Annotated in this window: 12 protein-coding genes; 7 read left to right on the top strand and 5 right to left on the bottom strand. The window is 60.2% G+C overall.

What is annotated here, in order from left to right:
- Nucleotides 1-72 precede the first annotated feature (72 nt).
- From J3R75_RS01150 to J3R75_RS01135, 4 genes are all read left to right on the top strand, one after another.
- Nucleotides 73-1851 (top strand): ABC transporter ATP-binding protein, encoded by a 1779-nt coding sequence (locus J3R75_RS01150; protein ID WP_307259354.1) that lies wholly within the window; start codon nt 73-75, stop codon nt 1849-1851.
- On the top strand, nt 1844-3766 hold the full coding sequence (locus tag J3R75_RS01145) for an ABC transporter ATP-binding protein (RefSeq protein ID WP_307259352.1): 1923 nt from the start codon (nt 1844-1846) through the stop codon (nt 3764-3766). The genes J3R75_RS01150 and J3R75_RS01145 overlap by 8 nt, the downstream gene beginning before the upstream one ends.
- 235 nt (nt 3767-4001) lie before the next feature.
- Nucleotides 4002-5660, top strand: coding sequence for a hypothetical protein (locus J3R75_RS01140; RefSeq protein WP_307259351.1), 1659 nt, complete (start codon nt 4002-4004; stop codon nt 5658-5660).
- Between the two features lie 127 nt (nt 5661-5787).
- The gene (locus J3R75_RS01135; RefSeq protein ID WP_307259348.1) at nt 5788-6528 is read left to right on the top strand and encodes a glycerophosphodiester phosphodiesterase; all 741 of its coding nucleotides are present in this window, start codon (nt 5788-5790) and stop codon (nt 6526-6528) included.
- Between the two features lie 134 nt (nt 6529-6662).
- On the opposite strand, the gene J3R75_RS01130 is transcribed toward J3R75_RS01135, so the two are convergent.
- The 4 genes from J3R75_RS01130 to J3R75_RS01115 all read right to left on the bottom strand — a co-directional run bounded on the left by J3R75_RS01130 (nt 6663) and on the right by J3R75_RS01115 (nt 11878).
- The gene (locus J3R75_RS01130; protein ID WP_307259346.1) at nt 6663-7835 is read right to left on the bottom strand and encodes an ABC transporter ATP-binding protein; all 1173 of its coding nucleotides are present in this window, start codon (nt 7833-7835) and stop codon (nt 6663-6665) included.
- A gap of 351 nt (nt 7836-8186) precedes the next feature.
- On the bottom strand, nt 8187-9722 hold the full coding sequence (locus tag J3R75_RS01125; RefSeq protein WP_307259344.1) for an MFS transporter: 1536 nt from the start codon (nt 9720-9722) through the stop codon (nt 8187-8189).
- 134 nt (nt 9723-9856) lie between these two features.
- Nucleotides 9857-10654 (bottom strand): sugar phosphate isomerase/epimerase family protein, encoded by a 798-nt coding sequence (locus J3R75_RS01120; RefSeq protein WP_307259343.1) that lies wholly within the window; start codon nt 10652-10654, stop codon nt 9857-9859.
- A gap of 105 nt (nt 10655-10759) precedes the next feature.
- Complete coding sequence (locus J3R75_RS01115; protein WP_307259341.1) at nt 10760-11878, bottom strand: Gfo/Idh/MocA family protein; 1119 nt, start codon at nt 11876-11878, stop codon at nt 10760-10762.
- A 1047-nt stretch (nt 11879-12925) separates the two neighbouring features.
- Between J3R75_RS01115 and J3R75_RS01110 the strand changes: the two genes are divergently transcribed.
- Complete coding sequence (locus J3R75_RS01110; RefSeq protein ID WP_307259339.1) at nt 12926-16630, top strand: hypothetical protein; 3705 nt, start codon at nt 12926-12928, stop codon at nt 16628-16630.
- 199 nt (nt 16631-16829) lie between these two features.
- Nucleotides 16830-18176: a hypothetical protein gene (locus J3R75_RS01105; RefSeq protein ID WP_307259337.1), complete on the top strand. Its 1347-nt coding sequence runs from the start codon at nt 16830-16832 to the stop codon at nt 18174-18176.
- A gap of 329 nt (nt 18177-18505) precedes the next feature.
- On the opposite strand, the gene rsmI is transcribed toward J3R75_RS01105, so the two are convergent.
- Nucleotides 18506-19246: a 16S rRNA (cytidine(1402)-2'-O)-methyltransferase gene (gene rsmI / locus J3R75_RS01100; protein ID WP_307259335.1), complete on the bottom strand. Its 741-nt coding sequence runs from the start codon at nt 19244-19246 to the stop codon at nt 18506-18508.
- A 168-nt stretch (nt 19247-19414) separates the two neighbouring features.
- Between rsmI and J3R75_RS01095 the strand changes: the two genes are divergently transcribed.
- A complete protein-coding gene (locus J3R75_RS01095) occupies nt 19415-20452 on the top strand; it encodes an RluA family pseudouridine synthase (protein ID WP_307259333.1) in 1038 nt (345 codons plus the stop codon).
- Nucleotides 20453-20505 lie beyond the last annotated feature (53 nt).

Below are 20505 nucleotides of genomic sequence, written 5' to 3'. Positions count from 1 at the left end.
GCGAGGAGCCAGTCCCCGCTCTCGGAGCCAGTAGGACGGTTACGATCACGAAAGATAAGGTAATTAGCCCGCGTGAAAAAGTTGTTACGATACATGGCGCCCTATCGCCGGCAGATTGCCATGGCGCCCATATTCATGATTATTGAGGTCGCCCTGGAGTTGCTCCAGCCGCGTTTTATGGCGCGGATTATTGACGACGGCGTGGGCAAGGGCGACCTCCGATTGATCTGGGTGACCTGCCTGCTCATGCTGGGCACGTCGGCGTTAGCCGTGATCGGCGGCGCCGGCTGCACCTACTTTTCCAGTTTGGCTGGGCAGAATTTCGGCGCTGATCTGCGCCAGGCGCTGTTTCGCAAGGTCATGTCGTTATCTTTTGCGGAGACTGACCGTTTCACGACGGCGTCGCTGATCACGCGTCTGACGCAGGACGTCGGCCAGGTGCAGCATATGCTGGTGATGAGTCTGCGGATGCTGGTGCGGCAACCGCTGATGTGCCTGGGCGGCGTGGTGATGGCACTGCTCATCGACATTCGCCTGGCGGGCATTCTGCTGCTGCTGGTGCCGCCAATTCTCTTCATGAGCCTGCTGACCTATCGCTACAGCCGGCCGATGTTCAGCCTGATCCAGGAGAAGGTCGACCGCCTAAACGCTGCTTTGCAGGAAAATCTCGCCGGCATTCGGGTTGTGAAGGCCTATGGTCGCAGCGACTACGAAAAGAAGCGCTTCGAGCGGGAAAACCGCGGCCTGTCAGCCCAGCATCTGCGGACAGCGCGTTTTATGTCCGGGATGATGCCTCTGACCATGCTGATCATGAACATGGGCATTCTGGCGGTGCTCTATACCGGCGGCTGGACGGTGCGCAGCGGCGAGCTCAGCGTTGGCGAGGTGATGGCGATGGTCAATTACATCACCCAGATTCTCTTCTCGTTCATGTTCGCGGCGTTTGTGTTGACGGATTTTTCCCGTGCCAAGGCCTCGGCGGACCGCATTACGGCGGTGATGGATACCCAGCCGTCCGTTGTTGATCCCGAGGGCGCCGCGCCCGTCGCGGCGGGCGGGCGCGGCGCTTGTCGCGGTGCGGCGGTCGAATTCCGCGACGTGAGTTTTCGCTATCCGGGCGCGGCTGGCGCGCCGGTTTTGCAGGGTGTGAGTTTTGCGATTCGCCCTGGTGAGACGGTGGCGGTGCTGGGCTCCACGGGGTCGGGCAAGAGCACGCTAGCGCATTTGCTGCCACGTTTCTACGATGCGACTGGCGGCGCGGTGGTCATTGATGGCCGTGATGTGCGCGACTATCATCTGAGCGATTTGCGGGACAAGATGAGCATGGTGCTGCAGGAATCGGTGCTGTTCAGCGGCACGGTGGCGGAAAATATCCGCTGGGGCGAAGCGTCGGCGTCACAGGACGAGGTCGAAGCAGCGGCGCGGGCGGCACAGGTACATGACTTTGTGCTGTCGTTCAAGGACGGCTATGAGACACTGGTTGGGCAGCGGGGCATCACGCTTTCCGGCGGTCAGAAGCAACGGCTGGCGATTGCCAGGGCCCTGCTGAAGAAGCCGTCGCTGCTGATTCTGGATGACAGTACGTCGGCGATTGACGGCGAGACGGAGGGGCGCCTCCATGCGAGTATGAAAGAGGCATGCGGCGACATGAGCATTCTCCAGATCGCCCAACGAATATCGTCGGTGTGCAATGCCGATAGGATTGTCGTGTTGCAAGATGGCGTCATTGTTGGTCAGGGACGGCATGCCGACCTGCTGCGGTCCTGCCGGGTTTACCAGGAAATTGTCGAGTCACAGACGGGCGAGGACTTGTCGGCGAAGGGCCAGAACGGGGGGCTGAACCATGACTGAGCCGAAGAAGCCCGCTCTGGAACTACAATTGCCACCGCGCTGGCAGGCGCTGGTGGAACGTACCATGGCCGCCGATGCCAAGGGCGGCGGGTCGCGCCAGGGACGCCATATGGGCGGGGGGGGACACCATGGCATGCACCGGCAAGTTGTCCGCGCCAGGGATGCTCGCGGCAGTTTTCTGCGTTTGCTGCGGGCGTTGCGCGGGCGGACGCTGTGGCTTCTGGTGATGTTCGCGCTGGTGATTTCCGGCACTTGCCTGTCCTTGCTGAGTCCCTTGTTTCTGGGGCGGGCCATTGACGCATTGAAGGTGGTGAAGAATGAGGTGCCGGTGGACATGGACGTGCTGTGGCGCATGTTGCTGTTCCTCCTGTTGGTCTATGTGGGCAATACAGTGGTGTCCTTTTTGCAGGGATGGCTGTCGGCCAAGATATCGCAAGACACCGTGTGCGAATTGCGCCGGGATCTGTTTGCCAAGTTGCAGACCTTGCCACTGACCTTTTTTGACGGCCGGACGCACGGCGAGATACTCAGCCGCATGACCAACGACATTGAGATAGTGGCGCAGGTGCTGTCTCGTGGCGTGGTGCATTTTTTCGGCAGCGTGATCACGCTGTTTGGGGCGCTGGCGTCCATGCTGCTGCTCAGCGGCCGACTGACCCTGACGGCGATGGTGACAGTTCCCTTCTGCTTTCTGCTGACCAAGCTGGTCGCCAAGCGCATCCGCGCCTACTTTTTGGCTCAGCAGACCATGTTGGGACTGCTCAACGGCCATATTGAAGAAATCATCAGCGCGCAAAAGACTGTCAAGGCCTTCAATCACGAGGAACAGGCCATCGCCGACTTTGCTATTCTCAATCAGGAGTTGCGCCGCACGGGCATCCGGGCGCGGATATTGTCCGGCATCGTACCGCCCCTAATGAATCTGCTCAACAACATCGGTTATGCGCTGCTGGCGGGTTACGGCGGCTGGCTGGCCATGCAGGGCGATATCACCATCGGCGTCATTGCGGCCTTCATCCAGTACACGCGGCAGTTCTCCCGGCCGGTGAATGAGATTGCCAATCAGTACAATGACATTCAGTCGGCGCTGGCCGGCGCGGAGCGGGTCTTTGCCATGATGGACGAAGAGCCCGAGCCGGCCGATGCGCCTGATGTGCAGTCGCTGGCGACCGTGCGTGGCGAGCTCAGCTTCGACAATGTGTGTTTTTCCTATAAGGATGGCGAGCCCGTCCTGCGGGACTTTACGCTGCAGGTCCAGCCGGGGCAGAAAATAGCTCTCGTTGGCAGTACGGGTGCTGGTAAGACCACCGTGGTCAGTCTGCTGATGCGCTTTTACGAGCCACGCCAAGGCCGCATCTGTCTTGATGGCGTGCCCATTACCCAGCTTCCGCGGCAGTGCCTTCGCCAGGCCATGGCGATGGTGCTGCAAGATACACAGCTGTTTTCGGGAACCGTGCGGGATAACATCCGCTATGGCCGTCTGGAAAGCAGCGACGCCGAGGTCGAGGCAGCGGCACGCACAGCCGGAGCCGACGCCTTCATATCCCGCCTGCCGCAGGGCTACGACACCATACTGAGCGAGAATGGCGGCAACTTGAGCCAAGGCCAACGGCAGCTGTTGTCCATCGCCCGGGCAGTGCTGGCGGATCCGCCGGTGCTGATTCTTGACGAAGCGACCTCTAATGTGGACACCCGGACGGAAATGTGCGTGCAGCGGGCGATGATTCACTTGATGAAGGGGCGGACCTGCCTGGTCATTGCCCACCGGCTGTCGACCATCCGAGATGCGGACGTCATTCTGGTCATGGCTGGCGGCCGCATCGTCGAGCGCGGCGCGCGCCGCGAGCTGCTGGCACTACGTGGCGCCTACTGGCAGCTGGAACAGAGCCAAGCGGCGTTGCTGAGCGCCGAATAATCACTTTTCCAGGGGATTTAGGCGGTGATCTCTTGCCTTGCGCGGGAAAAAATTGCATAATGTCATTTTAAGATCATATTTGGAAGATATTTCGAAGAAAAAAGTCGCGGCCAAGATGACTAATTGCATGTCCAGCTGGGATATAGGGGGGCGTCTATGACAGTATGTTTTGGCGCAACATCGCCAACGAACAGGGTGTCTGGACAACATCAGAGGAAGCAGTGGGGGTAGACTGATGATTTTATTTAAATGTGCGTGCGGTCTGCCCGGCATGGCACCAGACGGCAGCGGCGGGAGGCAATGCAATTGTGGTGGCTGCGGCGCGCTGCTGACTGTGCCGGCTGAATCTGATCCCGACTGTGTGCTGATCTATCGCAACGGTCTGCCGGAAGAGGGCCAGGTTCTGACGGTTGAGCAATTCCAGGGGATGGTTGATGCTGGCGAGCTCAAGGCCAACGATCTGATCTGGTACCAGGACATCTGGATGCCGTTGGGTGAAGTGTTTGAAATGCCCGAGGCGGGCGCGTTGGCGCCGGTGTCTGGTGATGATCTAGCCATGCACTTGGCGGAGCTGCCACCCATGCCCCTCGACGGTGTGACTCCCGCGCCGCTACCGGTGCCGAAAAACAAGCCCAAGAAGGCCCGCCGTATCCGCCCGCGCAAGAAGATCAAGTTCACGCTGTTCCGGCAATTTGACCAGCCCGGAGCCAAGAAGCGTACTGTGCTGGTCCAGGTCGCCTACTACGCGGCAGTGGTTGTGGTGTTGATACTCGGCTACAACCTCGGCCTGGGCAAGATTCTCAACTATGCGTTGCATCGTCCGGCTTACGTGCTGGTCTGCAATGGCGGTACCGAGGATTATGATGTGCGGCTGCTGGGGCAGGAGAAGTGGGTTAGTGCAGGAGGCAGCACGGTATTCCAGGACCTCTACGTGTCCGGCACTCGCCACAAGACGCTAGAAGTTGCCAAGTCTGGCGGCGGCGAGGTGCTCAAGCGAGTGAAAGTGCCGATCAAACCGGGCATGGACGTCGTGGTCAATCTGGACTCCAAACAGGAATTTGCGGTCTATGACCTGGCGGCGGTGGGCAAGCTGCGTTTGCCCGGCAAGGACATTGCGAGCCTGGAAGAGGAACTCAGCACGGGAAAAGATCCCAGCTCAATCTTCTCCTTGTCCAGCAAAATTCGCGGCATGGCGGCGCCGCTGCTGCTGGAGCGCAAGACGGACGAAATTATCACCAGCCACCAGTACGACTTGAGCAAGATGCCCATATACCGTTCCTCGGATTACCTGGCCAGGACCACTGCCAAGGCGGAAAAAGCCGCCGAAAAGGCCAAGCAGGATACCGAAAAGGCCAAGGACGCCGGGGCGGCAGTACCGGCCGCCAAGAAAGCCGAAGCCGGAACGCCGAAGCGCATGCTCCTGCCGAAAGTCCAGCAGGAACTCAAGTTCCAAAACGTCACGCTGCAGTACGATCCCGACAAGCCCCGCAATGACTTTTCTTTGAACCTGGACTTCAAAAAGGCCTTTCACCCGATGAATGCCAAAACCTACGTGGAAACGAGAGACGAGACGGTAGAGAAGAAGATAGGGAAGAAGACAACCAAGACCACAGTCAAAACGACAGTCAAGACAACAATCAATCCGATCAAGGGCAAGACGGTGGCCAAGGTGACTTTTGCGCAGGACAAGCTGGAGGTGAGCTTTTCGCTGCCAGGGAAAGTGGATGAGGAAGGCAGGATGTCTTATAATGGCAACTGGAGTTACTACGCCAGCATGGCGCTGGCGGGCAAGGACAAGGACAACTGGCGCTGGAATTGGAAATTTACGGACACCGGCAAGAAGAAAGAACTGACGGTTGATCAGTCTGGAAAAGTCAAGTCAACAGCGAAGTAAGCAAATGCCTCGGGAGATGTGTCAGCAGCGATTGCCACGCTTACGGGGCAGGTGCCAGGAGTATGGACAGTCGTGTCCGTGCTCCTCTTTTTTGTATGTATAGCATGGAAGTGGAGAGATTTGTCCGATGTCAGTAAAAAAACTGCAGGTAATTGGCCATCGTGGCCTGCCGTCGCTGTATCCGGAGAATACCATCCCGTCCTTTGTGGCGGCGGCAGAGCTCGGTGTTGACGCCATCGAGTTTGATGTCCATCCCACGCGCGATGGCCAGCTGGTCCTCACTCACGACGACACGCTGGAGCGCTGCAGCAATGGCCATGGCCGCGTGTGCGACATGACCTTGGCCGAGCTGCGCGAATTAGATTTTGGCAGCTGGAAAAATCCCGCTTTCGCCGGCACCCGCATACCCACGCTGGCGGAGGCTATTGAGGCCATTCTCGCGGTGCGCTCGGACATGTTTTTGCTGGTGGAGCTTAAGGAAGCCGGCGAGGAGTATTCCCTACTGGTCCTGGACTACTTGCGCCGCCGTGGATTGTTGTCGCAGGTTCTGGCGTTGTCCTTCCACACTCGGCTGATGAAGTTGTATCGCGGGCTGGAGCCGTCGCTGCCGCTGCAAGGCTTCCCTGACCGCTATGTGAAGGAGCCCCTGCCGGACGCCTACGACATCATCAACAAGACCTGCATCTGGACGCGCGAGATTACAGCCGAAGAAGTGGCCTTTTTCCACGCTCGCGGCATTGCTGTGGATGTCTGCCCGGTTGATAATGCGGCGGCGCTGGACAAGGTGCTGCCTTGTGGCGTGGATTCCATTACCACCAATGCTGCCGATGTGATGCTGCCCATACTCAAGGAACGCGGTCTGCGCTGAGGGCAAACATTGTGCCGGCCGTAGCGCGGCCTGCTACCAACGGGTAAAACGACAACGGGCGATGGCCGGAGAATGGCCATCGCCCGAATTGTGTTTGCTGTGGTCGTCGCAGCGTCTGGTCGCGCTGGCGGTGTTCAGATGATGCTGGCGGTGGTATCGACGTCGAACACGTGACCGTTGGCCATGATGACGGCCAGGTTGAGCTGATCGCCGACTTCGCAGCTGCGGTGGGGATCAACTCGCGCGATGAAGCCGGTCGCGCCAGTCTTCATGTACAGGTAGGTTTCGGAGCCCATGGGCTCAATGACCTCGACGACGGCCGGGATGGTTGGCGCGTGCTCAATGCCCTCGGCCGAAGGCGAGCCGACGTGTTCTGGCCGCAGGCCGAAGACGACCTTCTTGTCGATGTAGGGTTCCAGCTTGGCCTGCCAGGCCGCCGGCACGTCTAGCGCAAAGGACTCTTCCTTGATCTGCAGTTTGCCGTCGACTTTGGCAATGCGGGCGTCAAAGAAATTCATGGGCGGGGTGCCGATGAAGCCAGCCACGAAGATGTTTTTTGGCGAATCGTAGAGGTCGGCCGGGGTGGCGACCTGCTGAATGAGGCCGTCTTTCATGACGACGATGCGGTCGCCCATGGTCATGGCCTCAGTTTGGTCGTGGGTGACGTAGATCATGGTAGTTTCGAGGCGGTTGTGCAGGCGGCTGATCTCGGTGCGCATCTGTACGCGCATCTTGGCGTCGAGATTAGACAGCGGCTCGTCAAAGAGGAACACGGCCGGATTGCGGACAATGCAGCGGCCGACGGCGACGCGCTGGCGCTGGCCACCGGAGAGGGCCTTTGGCCGGCGGTTGAGCAGTTCGTTGATGCCCAGGATGTCAGCTGCCTCGCGGACTCGCCGGTCGATTTCCGCACGCTTGATCTGGCGGTTCTTCCACCACGAAGTAAGACTGCCGAGGAAGCCGGCGTCGTCATTGTTTGCCGGGGGCATGAAATTACGCTTTTTCAGGCAGAAAGCCATGTTCTCGTACACGGTCTTGTCCGGATAGAGGGCGTAATTCTGGAAGACCATGGCGATATCGCGGTCCTTTGGCAGCACGTCGTTGACGACGCGGTCACCAATGGTTACTGTGCCCTCGGAGATTTCCTCCAGACCGGCAACCATACGCAGGGTGGTGGACTTGCCGCAGCCGGAAGGACCTACCATGACCATGAATTCACCATCGTTGATGGTGAGGTTGAAATCGTTTACCGCCCGGACATTGCCGGGGTAAACCTTGCCGACATGCTCAAGTCTCACTTGCGCCATAGCTGATGCAACTCCTTAAGTCGCGTGATGGAGATAAAATGTATCGTTCTCGGAGCGTGTCTGGGAACGCAGGCATAAAACGTGTGACTATACCCGCAAAAAGCTAATACACAAATTCACGAGTGGGAAAAAGAGGCGGGGGGCGTAATCGGTCAGTGTACACCCCGGCGAAGCGCCGGGGTGTACACTGACCGATTACCGGAGTGCTGGCAGGTTTCCGGGAAGAAAAAACCTCAAATTGGCGCAGTCGGGCATCATGTCGGCTGACAAACGCCCGTTGTGTCGTGGTTGCGCGCGGTGAAGAACTCTTTGTGCTGCCGTCGTAGGGGGGGCCTGGGTAGCCGAAGCCGTTCATGGCCTGAGTGACAGCTGCTTGGCGCGCCAGATCAGCGCCGGCGCTTTCTTGATCATGAGCAGCAGCACCCCCAGAGTGAGTAGTCCGAGAACGACGAAGACGGCGCTGGCCGAGAGCCCGAGGGGCTTGATCAGCAGCCAGTGGAAGGCCGCGGCCAGGAGCATGGCCAGGCAGTCGACGGCATTGACCGCGCCCATGAATTGCCCGCGGCGGTCGGCGGGACTGCGCTTCTGGATGGCGGTGACCAGCGGCAGCTGGAAGAAGCCGCTGCAGAAACCCATGAGGGAGACACAAAGGATGGCCGGAGCCAGCCAGCGACCGAAGAGGCCGAGGCTAATGGCAAAGAGCGCCATGAAGAAGCCCCCGGGCAACACTAGACCGTACTCGATCTTGCCGCGGGACAGAAAACCGGCCGCGCTGCTGCCGATGCCGATGCCCAGAGCGACGGCTGCCAGCAACAGGCCGACGGTCTGATCGGAGGCCCCGATGTCGTTTTTCACCAGCAGGGGCAGGTTGCTCTGGAAGAGCACGCCGATAAACCAAAAGAAAGCATTGCCGAATAGGCAGAGAATGAGCAGGTGGTCTTTGCGCATGGCGCGGATGGTCTGCCAGTGCGTGCTGAGTGGATTCCAAGTGAACGCCGCGCCACGGTGCCCAGGTGGCGTGGGCATGATCAGCAGGCTGGCGATGAAACCGATGACGGCAATGCCCACGCAGTAGATCGCGGCCAGGTGAACGGTCGCCGGCGGCGCCGTGGTTACTGACAGTTCAGTTGTGCCCGCGCTAGTGCCGGTGACTGAGACGGGAATAGCGCCCAGGTCGGTGCTGGCGGTGCTGGCTGGCGCGCTTGGGGGGTGAGCGTATTTGCGGTCTTGGGGGAGCACGTTTGGCGCCGTCGCTGTGTCGGTGACGAGGGCGCTGGCCGGCGTCGAGGTGGCGGTGCTGCCCGTGAGTTTTTCGCCGGCTGTTGCGGCCTGTTCGACCATTGCGGCTGGTGGCGGGGGTTCGATGTACATGGTTGCCAGGCGGCCAGCAGCGGCGCCGCCGAGGATGATGGCCAGGAACGTGAAGAGCTGCACGGCGCCATTGCCGCGGGACAGCGCGTTTGCCGGCAGCACTTCAGGCAGAAAGCCGTATTTGGCCGGTCCGAAGAAAGCGCTTTGGGCGCCCATGGCGAAAAGAACGAGCAGCAGCGGCGTGGTGGCATGCACACGGAAGAAATAATAACCGCAGCCCATGATGGCGATTTCGGCCGCTTTGGTGGCGATCATCACCGCCCGTTTGGAAAAACGGTCGGCGAGGAAGCCGGCGTAGCTGGAGAAGAGGATATAGGGCAGCGTGAAGAGCGCGGTGGCCAGCGGGATGTAGTTGTTCTGCTGTTCCCGGCTCAGCAGGTTCATGGCAAAGCAGACCAGCAGCAGCTTGAAGAGATTGTCGTTGAAAGCACCCAGGAACTGCGTGGCCAGGAAGGCCCGAAAGCCGATGCTCTTGAGGATTCGCAGGTCCGTTGTTGAATGAGCCGCCGCGGCCATGGGCTATCTCGTGTTAGGTGGCCGGTGCCCGCAACCACACTCTTGATTCATGCTGACCGATTGGGCAAAACGGTTCCGGCGACTGCGGGGGCAGTCGCCGGCTGAGAAATACTGCGCTGCGCTGTGGGGATCGCTTAGCGGGCCGCGCAGGCCTGCAGGCATGCCTGCATGTGTCCGCGCGCTTCCGCGGCGATGGCGATGCAGTTCGGCAACTCGTAGTCCTTGGCGCCGATGACTTCGAGGTCGACGGGGCCTGTGTAGTTGTACTTGCGCAGCACGCGCAGATAGCCTGCCAGATCGATATCGCCGCGGCCGTTGGCCTGCATTTCTGGCTTGCCGGGGTTGGTCTGGCGGCCCTTGCAGTCGCGGATATGGACGTGCTTGATGCGGTCGATGACGGCGGTGATGGCGTCCACCGGGTTTTCGCCGGAGCGGTAGACGTGGCTGGGATCCATATCGAGTCCGAAGTTCGGATGTTTGATGGCCTCGAGCATGCGCAGTGAGGTCGGGGTGTTCCAGATGGCCGCGTTGACATGGGCCTTGCAGCACAAGGTCACGCCGTATTTGCCGGCCATATCAGCGAGCTTGCCGAGGCTGTCGATGCGCTCCTGCAGACTGCTCTCGTCATTCATCTTGCCGCCCGGGCCGCAGTTGACGATGGGAATGCCGATTTCGACGGCGGCCTGGAACGCCGCTTCCATGATGGCCGGGTCTTGATTGGGCTGTTCCATGGCCTGAATGGGCAGTTCGTACTTAGCGATTAGCTCTTTGATGGACGGGGCGAGCTCTCGCCATTGGCTGATGACCAGATGCTGGCTCATGCCGTCAATCGCCGATACTTCAATGGCGTCGTAGCCGCAGATTTTCGTCCACTTGAACGCGGTTTCGAGGTCGTACTTACCGAAGAGAACGGAGTTTGCGCCGAGTTTCATGCTGGATATGTCCTTCTCGTGTTGCTCTTGTGTTGGCCAAAGACAAGATAGCGGCGGCGCGGGCGTGTCGACCGGGCCGCCGCAGGTGGATCAACGTGGCTGGTCTTAGAGATTGTTGGGGTCGGGCTTGAAGAAGGGCAGGGCCGCTGGCAGGACCGTTACGCCGCCCTGTTCGTAGGACTGGATGGCCGCGAAGGTGTATTCGAGGGTCGCCAAGGCGTCTCGGCCAGAAGCGCGCAGCTTGGGTTTGGGTACCTTGTTGGTGACGTCTTCCAGGAAGCAGTGGATGCGGCGCGGGAAGGTCGAGCCAAAGTCCTTTTCGCCGGTGTCAGTGATGATCGGTGCCGGAGCCTGGCCGAGGCCCTTGGGCGTTTCACCGGCTTCGGGATTACCGTGTGCGGGCTGGTAGATCAGGCGCTCGGTGCAGTTTTCGATGACGAAGGTGCCCTTGGTGCCGCCCACTTCAATGCTCCACCAGCCGCCGAGGGACATAGTGGTGTCGCCGCGGGAGCTGAACATGTAGCCCGTCGCGCCGCTCTTGAAGCGCATGTGGATGCTGTTGACGGAAACCATCGGGTCGGCTTCCTTGATGCGGAAGCTGGGCTTGCCCATGAAAGCTTGTACTTGGGCGACGTCACCGCAGAAATAGCGCATGAGACTGAAGGGGTGGGCCAGGAAGGCCTTGACGTGGAAATAGGGCTGGCCTTCCATGTTCGGGCCGGCGGTGCGAGCGTAGGTCCATTCGCTGCCGGGGAAGCCCATGCGGTGATGGCAGTAGATGATCTCGCCGATCTTGCCATCTTTGATCAGCTGCATGGCTTGGTCGGCCGGCGCCGTGAAGTAGTGATTGAGATTGACGCCCAAGTAGAGGTCTTTTTTCGCCGCCAGGCGCACCATTTCCCGCGCTTCGTTGATGTCGTTGGAAATCGGTTTTTCGCAGAGGACGTGCTTGCCGGCTTCCAGGGCCATGATAGTCGGCTCGAAGTGCCAGCCGCCATTTTCCGGGCCGCCGGTGCAGACGTCGACGATGTCGAGGTCTTCATTGGCGAGCATTTCCCGCTGTGAATAGTACGCTTTGACATTCAGCTTGGCGGCCAGGTCATCTGCGCGCTGTTTGACGACATCGCAGACGGCGACCAGCTCGGCCAACTCGTCATTTTTGTGACTGGTTGCGTGGGTGGTACCAATGCCCCGGCAGCCGACAACACCAACTCGTAATGCCATGGTTCATCTCCTCGACAGCTTATTGAGTGAAAAAACACGGGCGCGCCCGGCGTCCATCCGAGCGACATGACACATGGAAACAGAACCAAGAAAGTAATGGACGATCACTAAATTGCCAATGTCGGGTGGCGGAAAACGCGCGGGATGTAATCTGCCAGTGTACAACCCGGCGCTTCGCTGGGACAATTTGCAGGAAACCCACGGCCAGTCGCCGCCCAGCCATTCGACCTTGACTTCCGCCGACCTTTGCGGCAGCGTGTTTCATAGGAGTGATTAATAACGGATGCACGTCATGCCTCGTTCTGGCATCGTGGGAAGCGGCGTGCCTCGCCAATGTGGCGCCCTCCGGGCGCAATTCCAAGTTGCTGTCACACCCCGGGTTGCGGCGCCCTCCGGGCGCCTCACCCGGGGTTATGCATGGTGCGGCCCTGCGGGCCGAACTTGGCCGAACTGACGACGTGATTTGTCCGATCCGAGCCGAAAACCACCATCATTCAATGGCTATGTTTCTTCGCCGTAGGCGCTTAACCATGCCCGGGGTTATGCATGGTACGGCCCTGCGGGCCGAACTTGGCCGAACTTGGCCGACCTGACGACGTGATTTGTCCGATCCGAGCCGAAAACCACCATCATTCAATGGCTATGTTTCTGCGCCGTAGGCGCTTAACCATGCCCGGGGTTATGCATGGTACGGCCCTCCGGGCCGAACTTGGCCGACCTGACGACTTACTTTGTCAGGTTCGGGCCGAAAACCACCATCATTCAATATCCATGTTTTTGCGCCGTAGGCGCTTAACCATGCTTAACCCCAGGCTTTAGCCTGGGGACGCGGCCTGCCAACAGGTAGTGCCTCGTAGAGGCACCACAGTTTTGGTTATCAATCACTAACCGATTGCGAAAACGCGCGGGAAAAAATGCCGTCAGCGCTGATTCCCGGCCATGTGTGGTGTATGTTAGGCGTCATCTTGCTCAGCAGGACGCCGCGGGGACTGTTCTCGCGGTGCCGTGCCCGCAACCAGAAGCACCAACGAACGTAGGAGTAAAGCAATGACGACGGCATGCAGCAAAATCGCCATAGTGATGGCGTTGGCGGCGGCGATTCTGCCGCTGGCCGCTTGGAACGGACATGAACAGCGCGTGGGCGATTTCACGTTGCTCATCCACGAGATTCCCGACGTGCCGGCGCCCGCAGAGCCGACGAGCGCCGTAGTGACCTTGACCAACGCTGGTGCGACGGCCGTCAGCGGCGAATTGCGCGTGCACAAACTAGTTGATGACTGGCGTGCTGTTGGCCCGGCCGTGCAGCGCGTGACCGTGCCTGCTGGCGAAAGCACCAGCGTCACGTTCCAGATTGCGAGCGGTCCCTTTGTGTTCTCGGCGCTCTATCCCCTGCACATCCAGGCGACCCTGCAGCAGGGTGATGAGGCCATTGTGATAGACGCGGTGCGCATCTTCACCGTCAACGCCAAGCGCGGTATCGCTGACGCGACGCTGACTGCGCCGCCCGAGCTGCCGGCCTTGCTTCTGCCTGCCAACGGCATGCTGCGGCTTCTTGGCCAGACGAATGTGCGCGTGGCGTGGAATTACTACGACCAGCCGCTGCAGTATAAACCCATTGGCTGGTTGGGTAGCGACAGCACCAGCCGCGCCCATGTGAGCTACAGCCGCACGACCCGCGGCGACACTCGCAGTTGCCTGAACATGCATCCGACCTGGTATCCCGGCGGCGGCACAGTCCTTTGCGACTACCGGGTGCAATTGCCTGCGGTTACGCCGATTCGCTTCACCTTCGCCAATGCGTTGCGTGACAGCAGTGCCACCGAGCCCCTCAGCGATGGCGTTGATTTCCGCGTGTGGGTCCTTGACGGCGATGCCGAGCCGGCCACGCTCTTCAGTCAGTTCACCGACAGCAAAACTTGGCTGCCCGGCGAAGTTGATTTGAGTGCCTATGCGGGCAAGGACGTCATTTTGCGCTTGGAGAGCCACCCGGGCCCCAATCGTGACACTCAGGTCGATAGTTGTTTCTGGGCTGAGCCGACGCTCAGCGCCGGCACGCCGCCGGTCTTTGCGCCTGCCAGCGAGCCGCCGGCGGCGTTGAAGCTGGCTGCGGCTCGGCTTCTGGGCGGCAGCGCCCAGGCCATTCCCGGCGCGACGGCGCTGCCGCTTGCAGGCGATAGCGGCGTGCGCGCGGCGGTGGTTGCCGCTGGTGATTATGGCCTGCTTGATGGCTGGTTCCTTTTCGTGGGACCCGAGGGCATTTCGGCCTGCCGTGGTCTGGAACTCGAGCTCAATGGCGAGTCCCTCACCAACTCAAATTGGCGTTTTCTGCGTTGCGAGACGTTCGAGGCCGAAGGCCGGCCGCAGTGGTTGCACCGCTTTGTGGACGGAAACGGCCAGGAAGCGACTGTGCGCGTGGGCTGCTGGGCCGATGGAGCGGGCATGCGGGTGAAAATCGAGGCCAGTCAGCGCTTGACGCTGGCGCAGCCCGGTCCCTGGCATGACCAGGCCACCAGCGTCTTTTACGGTCACGGCTACGCTATTCGCAATCCCAAACCCTTCCGAGCCAGCTACGGCGGGCACAATCTGGCTTCCAGCCATGTCGGCATGGAATTCGCCAAATCGCCGGCGCTACTGGTCGCGGTAGACAATCCGCCAAATCATTTTGAGGTTAATCCCGCGCGACGGGTCTATGCCTTGGCCACTCATGAGAATTGCGTGATGACTTTTGTGCCTGAGGCTACGGCCATGGCTGCGGCGGTCGCCTACCGGTCGCTGTTTGACAAGAAGCCCGCCGGCGCCGTCAGCAAACTCGCCGGCCGCATGCTTTTCGATATTTGGGGTGGTGAGTACCGCAGCATTGCCGATCACATGCGCGAGATGCTCCGCTACGGCGTCAGCGACGCCATCCTCACGGTCCATAACTGGCAGCGCTGGGGCTATGACTACCGCCTGCCGGACATCTGGCCGCCCAGTCCCCGCTGGGGGACGCTGGACGACCTCAAGGACGTAGGACGGGTCTGTGATCCGGCTGGCATCCCCTGGGGACTTCATGACAACTACATCGACTTCTATCCCGACGCCGACGACTTCAGCTATCGCAAGATCTATTTCTCGAAGAATGGCGAGCCGGTCAAGGCCTGGTACAATCGCGGTCGGGACGCCTTATCCTACAAGTGGCGTCCGGATCAGATCATGCCCTACGTGCAGCGCAATCTGCGGCTGGTGAAAGAGGGCCTGGGCACGTCCCACTGCTTTATTGACGTCTTTACTTCCGCGACCTGTACGGACTGGTATGACCACGACGGCGTCTATCACTCCAGCCTGGAAACCCGCCGGCATTGGGGCGAGGCCTTCGCCTGGATCCGCGATTATCTCGGTGATGCACCGACGACGTCCGAGGCCGGCCACGACCAGCTCATCGGTTACCTCGATGGCGCCGACTGCCAGTGGATGACCATCAGCAGCGATCCCGGTCGCTTCATGATCAAGCTCGATTGCGACGAGTGGAATCGCGTGCCTTGGTATTCCGCCGTCAATCACAGTAACTTCGTGCTGATGGGCGCGGGCTACTCCACGCGTTATGAAGGGCAGCGTTCGCGCCTGCTGCATGGCATCGTCAGCGATGACTATCTGTCGGCAGAACTGCTGGCCGGGCACAGCTTGATGGTGGATGCTGGCTGCTGGGGCTACAACGCCCTGCGCAAGTACTACCTGGCGCAGGATTTCATCCGCCATGTCGCGCTGCGCCATATCAGCCGGCATGAATTTGTCGGCGGGAACATCCACCGCCAGTACGTCGAGTGGGATAATGGCGCGCGGGTGTGGGTGAATCGCGGCGAAAACGACTGGCTGCTTGCGGACGGCCGCTGCCTGCCGCCCTTCGGCTTCGCCATCAACTACGGCGCCAATCAGCTGACGCTGGAAAAACTTGCCGACGGCACGTTCCGCGAGCATTCGCGCGGCCCGTCCGGCTGGTTTTTCAATGCCCGCCAGAGCGCAATCAGCCAGCGGCAGTTGGTGCCGGCGGTTCCGAGCATTGAGGACTTTTTGGACCTCGGCGAGGGTCGCTTCAGCTGGACTCTGCGCTGGGACGCCAAGGGGCCGGGGCCGTCGGGTCTGCGCACTTTCGTCCATTACATGGAAGACAAGAACGAGCCCTTGAGCATCCGTTTCCAGGCGGACCATGGGTCAAGTGTGCCGCCGGAACAATGGCAGGGCGTTATTCGCGACAACATCGTGAGCACGATTCCGGAGACCTGCACGGACGCGCGTTTTCCGATCTTCGTTGGCCTCTACAAATCCGACCTTGGCCGGGTGGCTACCGAGGGCCGGCAGACCGGGGGAACCTCTGCCTGGATCGGAACCCTCGTGGTCACCCGCAATGACGATGGCGTGGTCACCGCGCTGAAGCTTGAACCAGCACCGGCGCCCCAGAATCCAAGCAAAACCACCCTGCAACGCAACCCGATTGGCACCATGGTCGATTTCGAACTGGCCACTACCGACGGCGCTTTCAGATTGCGCGAAACCAGCATGAATGTCTGGGAGCTGACACCCCTCCCTGGCCAGCCGGCCTTTACCGCGCGACTGCACCTCAATAAGCTCTTCGCCCGCTGGGATGGCGTCAGCGTTAGCGCCGAAGCCCGTGAGGCTGGAGCCGAGGCGCCGGCGGTGAAATACGAGCTGCAGGACCGCGATATGGTGTTGGCCATCGACCCCGAGGCGGTCTTCAAGATCGTCATCAAGCGCTGATCCGGCTGCGTCGTCGTGTAATCGGTCAGTGTACACCCCGGCGAAGCGCCGGGGTGTACACTGACCGATTACGGCGTCGTGGGGTGACGATGGCCCTGCGCGTTGTGCAATGGCTGCGACTGGTTTATATTACAGAATTCTCGCGGTTCAATGAATGGGGTGGGGGAAAAATGCTTCCCAGAGGTCAAGAGGAATGACGATGCGAATAACAAAACTACTTCTGCCAATAGCCGTCATGAGCCTGTGGTTCTGCGGTATGAAGGCTTCTGCTGATGCGTTTTTGTACGAAATAAGCTTCGATCAGAAAATAGGCACGCGGACGTTTGGCCGGCTTGCCGGGGGGCGGGACGGTTACGGAGACTTGGCGAACGGCGACAGCCCGGTGCAGCAGGTGTTCATGCCGGATATCATCGTCGGCTACGACCGAGTGTACTTCCAGGGCTCGGGGATGATTGAAGCCGGCACCGATTTTCTGCAGCTGTATCAGTGGCTGCAGTTGGGCCGGGATGTCAAAAATTCCGACGGTGCCGCCAGTACCTGGGTGCTGGTCATTGACCCGCGTTTTTTTACGGAATCTGCCCAGGCATCGTTGAGCATGACCTGGGCTCTGAAGGACAGCAGTAGTCCGGCCGGGACCCTGCAACTGGTCAAGCCAGATGGCACAATCGCCGTCAGCAACATGAAAAGCGGCTCGGGTCCCGTGGTTTTTGCGAAAACGCCCATCGGCAGCCAGCTGGGGCCGGGGCGTTACGAGATCCGTTATCGCAAAGCGAACGTGACGTCGTCGGCGCCGGCGACACCCGAGCCCATCGCTACAGAAATGCCCTGGGCTCAGAACGACCAGAAGGACGTCGTGGTCTGTCCCATAGAGGCAGGCAAGTCGGTGCAGCTTATCGCCGGTCAAGTTCGCACCTTCAATGGTGGCATTGCCACGACTGCAGCGGCAGGCCCGGCCAGCGTTGTCTCCGCAGACGGCCAGTGGCAGATCAGCTACACCCTTCCCGATGAAGAGCAAATAAAGTTGTTCGATCAAGTTGTGATCGGTTATCGCATCACGACCTTATATGGTTCGGCTGACTCCTTGGTCACCATTATCAAGTCGGGCATACCCGAAACGTTTGAGTACAAGGGAGCGAATACGGGTATAGTGCAGGGCTGGAATCTCTTGGCGGCGCCGCCGCTGGTGCTGCTGCCTAATGACCCTGGTTTTGACGCTCTCGTGGCTCTGCGCCCGTTGATCATGAACGGCTCGTCTCGCACTTACACGGAGCTGCGCCTAGGCGCGCAGATGACGCAATGCCGGGCCTTCTGGCTTTTCAATGCCAGCCAGTCGTCACCACAGATTGCCCTTGGTGGGCTCAATACCGGCGCCGTCAGCCCAAGCCTGCATAGCGGCTGGAATTTTACCGGCGTGGCAGATGACACGAAGAGCGTGGCCGACCTCAATATTGTCAGTGCCTGGCGTTGGAATGGCAAGCATTTCGTTATGCTGACACAGGAGACCAATCTCCAGCCTGGTATCGGCTATTGGCTCTACCGCGAATAAGCGGCCGTCTGCCCATATCGCCCCCCCCAGCCGTCGCCGCTTCTTTTTATCGCGGTCCGATCCGTCCGATCAATCAGTCCAATGCTCTTAACTTAACGATTTCCCTGGCGCGAGTTGTTTCAACCAACACAGCCTTTTGTCATCGCGGCATTTCATCGCCGCGAAGCGGCAGAAGCGCTGAAAGCGCTCAAAACCTCGGCGAATGATCTTGCGCATGGTTACCAATCAACTCCTCGCCAACCATTGCCAGTACACTAAGTGAAGAGCATTGGTCCGATCGGTCCGATCGGTCCGATCCGTCCGCGATAAAAGACAATAGATCCGTTCGATCAGCTGTCTGCATCCGCGTCTTCTTCTTCTACTTGGTCGTCCTCATGACTTGCAGTGAATTTTGGGTTATTGCCGGCGATGACGATGACGGCTTCGCCCTTGACTTTGCGGTCGGCGAATTCGGCGGCGAGGGCGGCAAGAGAGCCGCGGTGGACGCGTTCGAACTGCTTGGTCAATTCCATGCAGACGGCGGCCTGGCGGTCGCCATAGACGTCCAGGGCGTCGGCGAGGAGCTTGCCGATGCGGAAGGGCGATTCGTAGAAGACGAGGGTATGTGGCAGTTCGCTGTCCATGGCCAGGAATGAGCGACGGCGGCCGGGTTTGCGTGGGGGAAAGCCCTTGAAGGTGTAGCTGGAGGAGGGCAGGCCGGAGCTGATCAGGGCCAGGGGGACAGCGCTGGCGCCGGGAATGGCTACGACGTCATGGCCGGCGGCGATGGCGGCGACTACGGCCGGGTAGCCCGGGTCACTGATGACGGGATAGCCCGCGTCGCTGCAGATGCCGACCTTCTTGCCCTCGTCCAGCCACGACACGATTTTGGCTGCCATGTGCCGTTCGTTGTGCTCGTGATTGGAAACGACCACTGGCGGGCGGGGGATATCGAGCAAGGTCAGCAGCTGGCCGGTATGACGCGTGTCTTCGCAGGCCAGCACGTCCAGTTCCCGGAGTGTCGTCATGGCGCGTGGGGTCATGTCCTGCAGATTTCCGATTGGTGTGGCGATGATGAACAGACAGCCCATGGGCAACTCGTTTCTTTATGCTGGTGTTAACCGGCGTGGGTGCCGGCGTATATATTGAAGCGCTGTCACGGCGGCATAATTGCTGGCGTTTTTTCCGGCCCTCACTATATCCGTTCGAGCCCATTTGATCTATTCATGGCCTACCACTTCTTTACTCGTCAAGCGAATGTGAGCATATCAGCGACCGATGCCGGCGCCATGCTGCTGGCGTTTTTGGCGGGGCGGTTTCCGTACCACAGTGAGGCGCAATGGCGTGATCTGATCGTCGCTGGCCGGGTCAGCAACAACGGCCGCGCCGTGTCGCCAAACGACGTCTTGAGCCCGGATGACTGCCTGCAGTACCTGCCGCTGCCGGTAGATGAGCCGGCCATCGACGACCGCGTCGGGGTACTCTATGACAGCCCGGAGTTGATTGTGCTCAACAAGTCCGGCAATCTCCCCTGCCATCCCGCCGGCTGCTTCTTCAACCACACCCTGTGGGCTCTGCTCAAGACTCACGAACGGGAGTCCTTGCCCGAACCGTTGCGGCAGCTCGCCGCCATTGAGCAGCCGCATTTTGTCAACCGGCTGGACCGCGAAACCTCTGGCGTCGTGATGGTTGCCAAAGAGTCGCGGGCGGCCAAGCGCTATGCGAAAGCGCTGCAGCGGCTACAGAGTCGCAAACGCTACCTGGTGATGGTCGAAGGGCAGTTCCCGGACAGCCTCAGCGCCGATGGCTGGCTCAGCGCTGATGCACAGAGCCGCGTGCGCAAAAAAAGGCGATTCACGCCAGCGCCGCCGCCGGATGACGCGCGCGCCGAAACGGCGCACACCGACTTTTGTTGCCTGTTGCGCGGCCAGGGTCTGTCCCTGCTCAGCGCCGAACTCTTCACCGGTCGCACACACCAGATACGGGCGACACTCGCCAGCGTCGGCTACCCCGTCGTCGGCGATAAACTCTACGGCGTCGATGACGAGATTTACTTGCGCTTCATTGCGGACGAACTTCACGAGGACGATCGGCAACGCCTGCGCCTGCCGCGCCAGGCGCTCCATGCCTGGACAATCAGTCTGGACGGCCCGCCCGGTCCGCAGGAATTCCGCGCGCCCATGCCGGAAGATATGCGGCAGCTCATCATCGCCGCCAACATGGCGCCGGTGCAAGGCGCCGGTGCTGGCAACGAGGCAGACGAGTTATTTTTAGCCGGCGGTAGCGCGTTGTCTTAGGCCAACGTGCGCAAAAGCTGTACATTGACTTGGCAGCACTTGTTTTGCTTGAA

The organism is Oligosphaera ethanolica, assembly GCF_030814695.1.
GTDB classification, from domain to species: Bacteria; Verrucomicrobiota; Lentisphaeria; order Oligosphaerales; family Oligosphaeraceae; genus Oligosphaera; species Oligosphaera ethanolica.
Note: the sequence above shows the minus strand (reverse complement) of the source record. Positions and strands in the feature narration are given on the sequence as shown.

What these genes read in the sequence shown, in the direction of transcription:
- J3R75_RS01145 (WP_307259352.1), top strand. Translation starts at nt 1,844, where the DNA reads ATGACTGAGCCGAAGAAGCCCGCTCTGGAACTACAATTGCCACCGCGC.
- J3R75_RS01140 (WP_307259351.1), top strand. Translation starts at nt 4,002, where the DNA reads ATGATTTTATTTAAATGTGCGTGCGGTCTGCCCGGCATGGCACCAGAC.
- J3R75_RS01135 (WP_307259348.1), top strand. Translation starts at nt 5,788, where the DNA reads ATGTCAGTAAAAAAACTGCAGGTAATTGGCCATCGTGGCCTGCCGTCG.
- J3R75_RS01130 (WP_307259346.1), bottom strand. Translation starts at nt 7,835, where the DNA reads ATGGCGCAAGTGAGACTTGAGCATGTCGGCAAGGTTTACCCCGGCAAT.
- J3R75_RS01125 (WP_307259344.1), bottom strand. Translation starts at nt 9,722, where the DNA reads ATGGCCGCGGCGGCTCATTCAACAACGGACCTGCGAATCCTCAAGAGC.
- J3R75_RS01120 (WP_307259343.1), bottom strand. Translation starts at nt 10,654, where the DNA reads ATGAAACTCGGCGCAAACTCCGTTCTCTTCGGTAAGTACGACCTCGAA.
- J3R75_RS01115 (WP_307259341.1), bottom strand. Translation starts at nt 11,878, where the DNA reads ATGGCATTACGAGTTGGTGTTGTCGGCTGCCGGGGCATTGGTACCACC.
- J3R75_RS01110 (WP_307259339.1), top strand. Translation starts at nt 12,926, where the DNA reads ATGACGACGGCATGCAGCAAAATCGCCATAGTGATGGCGTTGGCGGCG.
- J3R75_RS01105 (WP_307259337.1), top strand. Translation starts at nt 16,830, where the DNA reads ATGCGAATAACAAAACTACTTCTGCCAATAGCCGTCATGAGCCTGTGG.
- rsmI (WP_307259335.1), bottom strand. Translation starts at nt 19,246, where the DNA reads ATGGGCTGTCTGTTCATCATCGCCACACCAATCGGAAATCTGCAGGAC.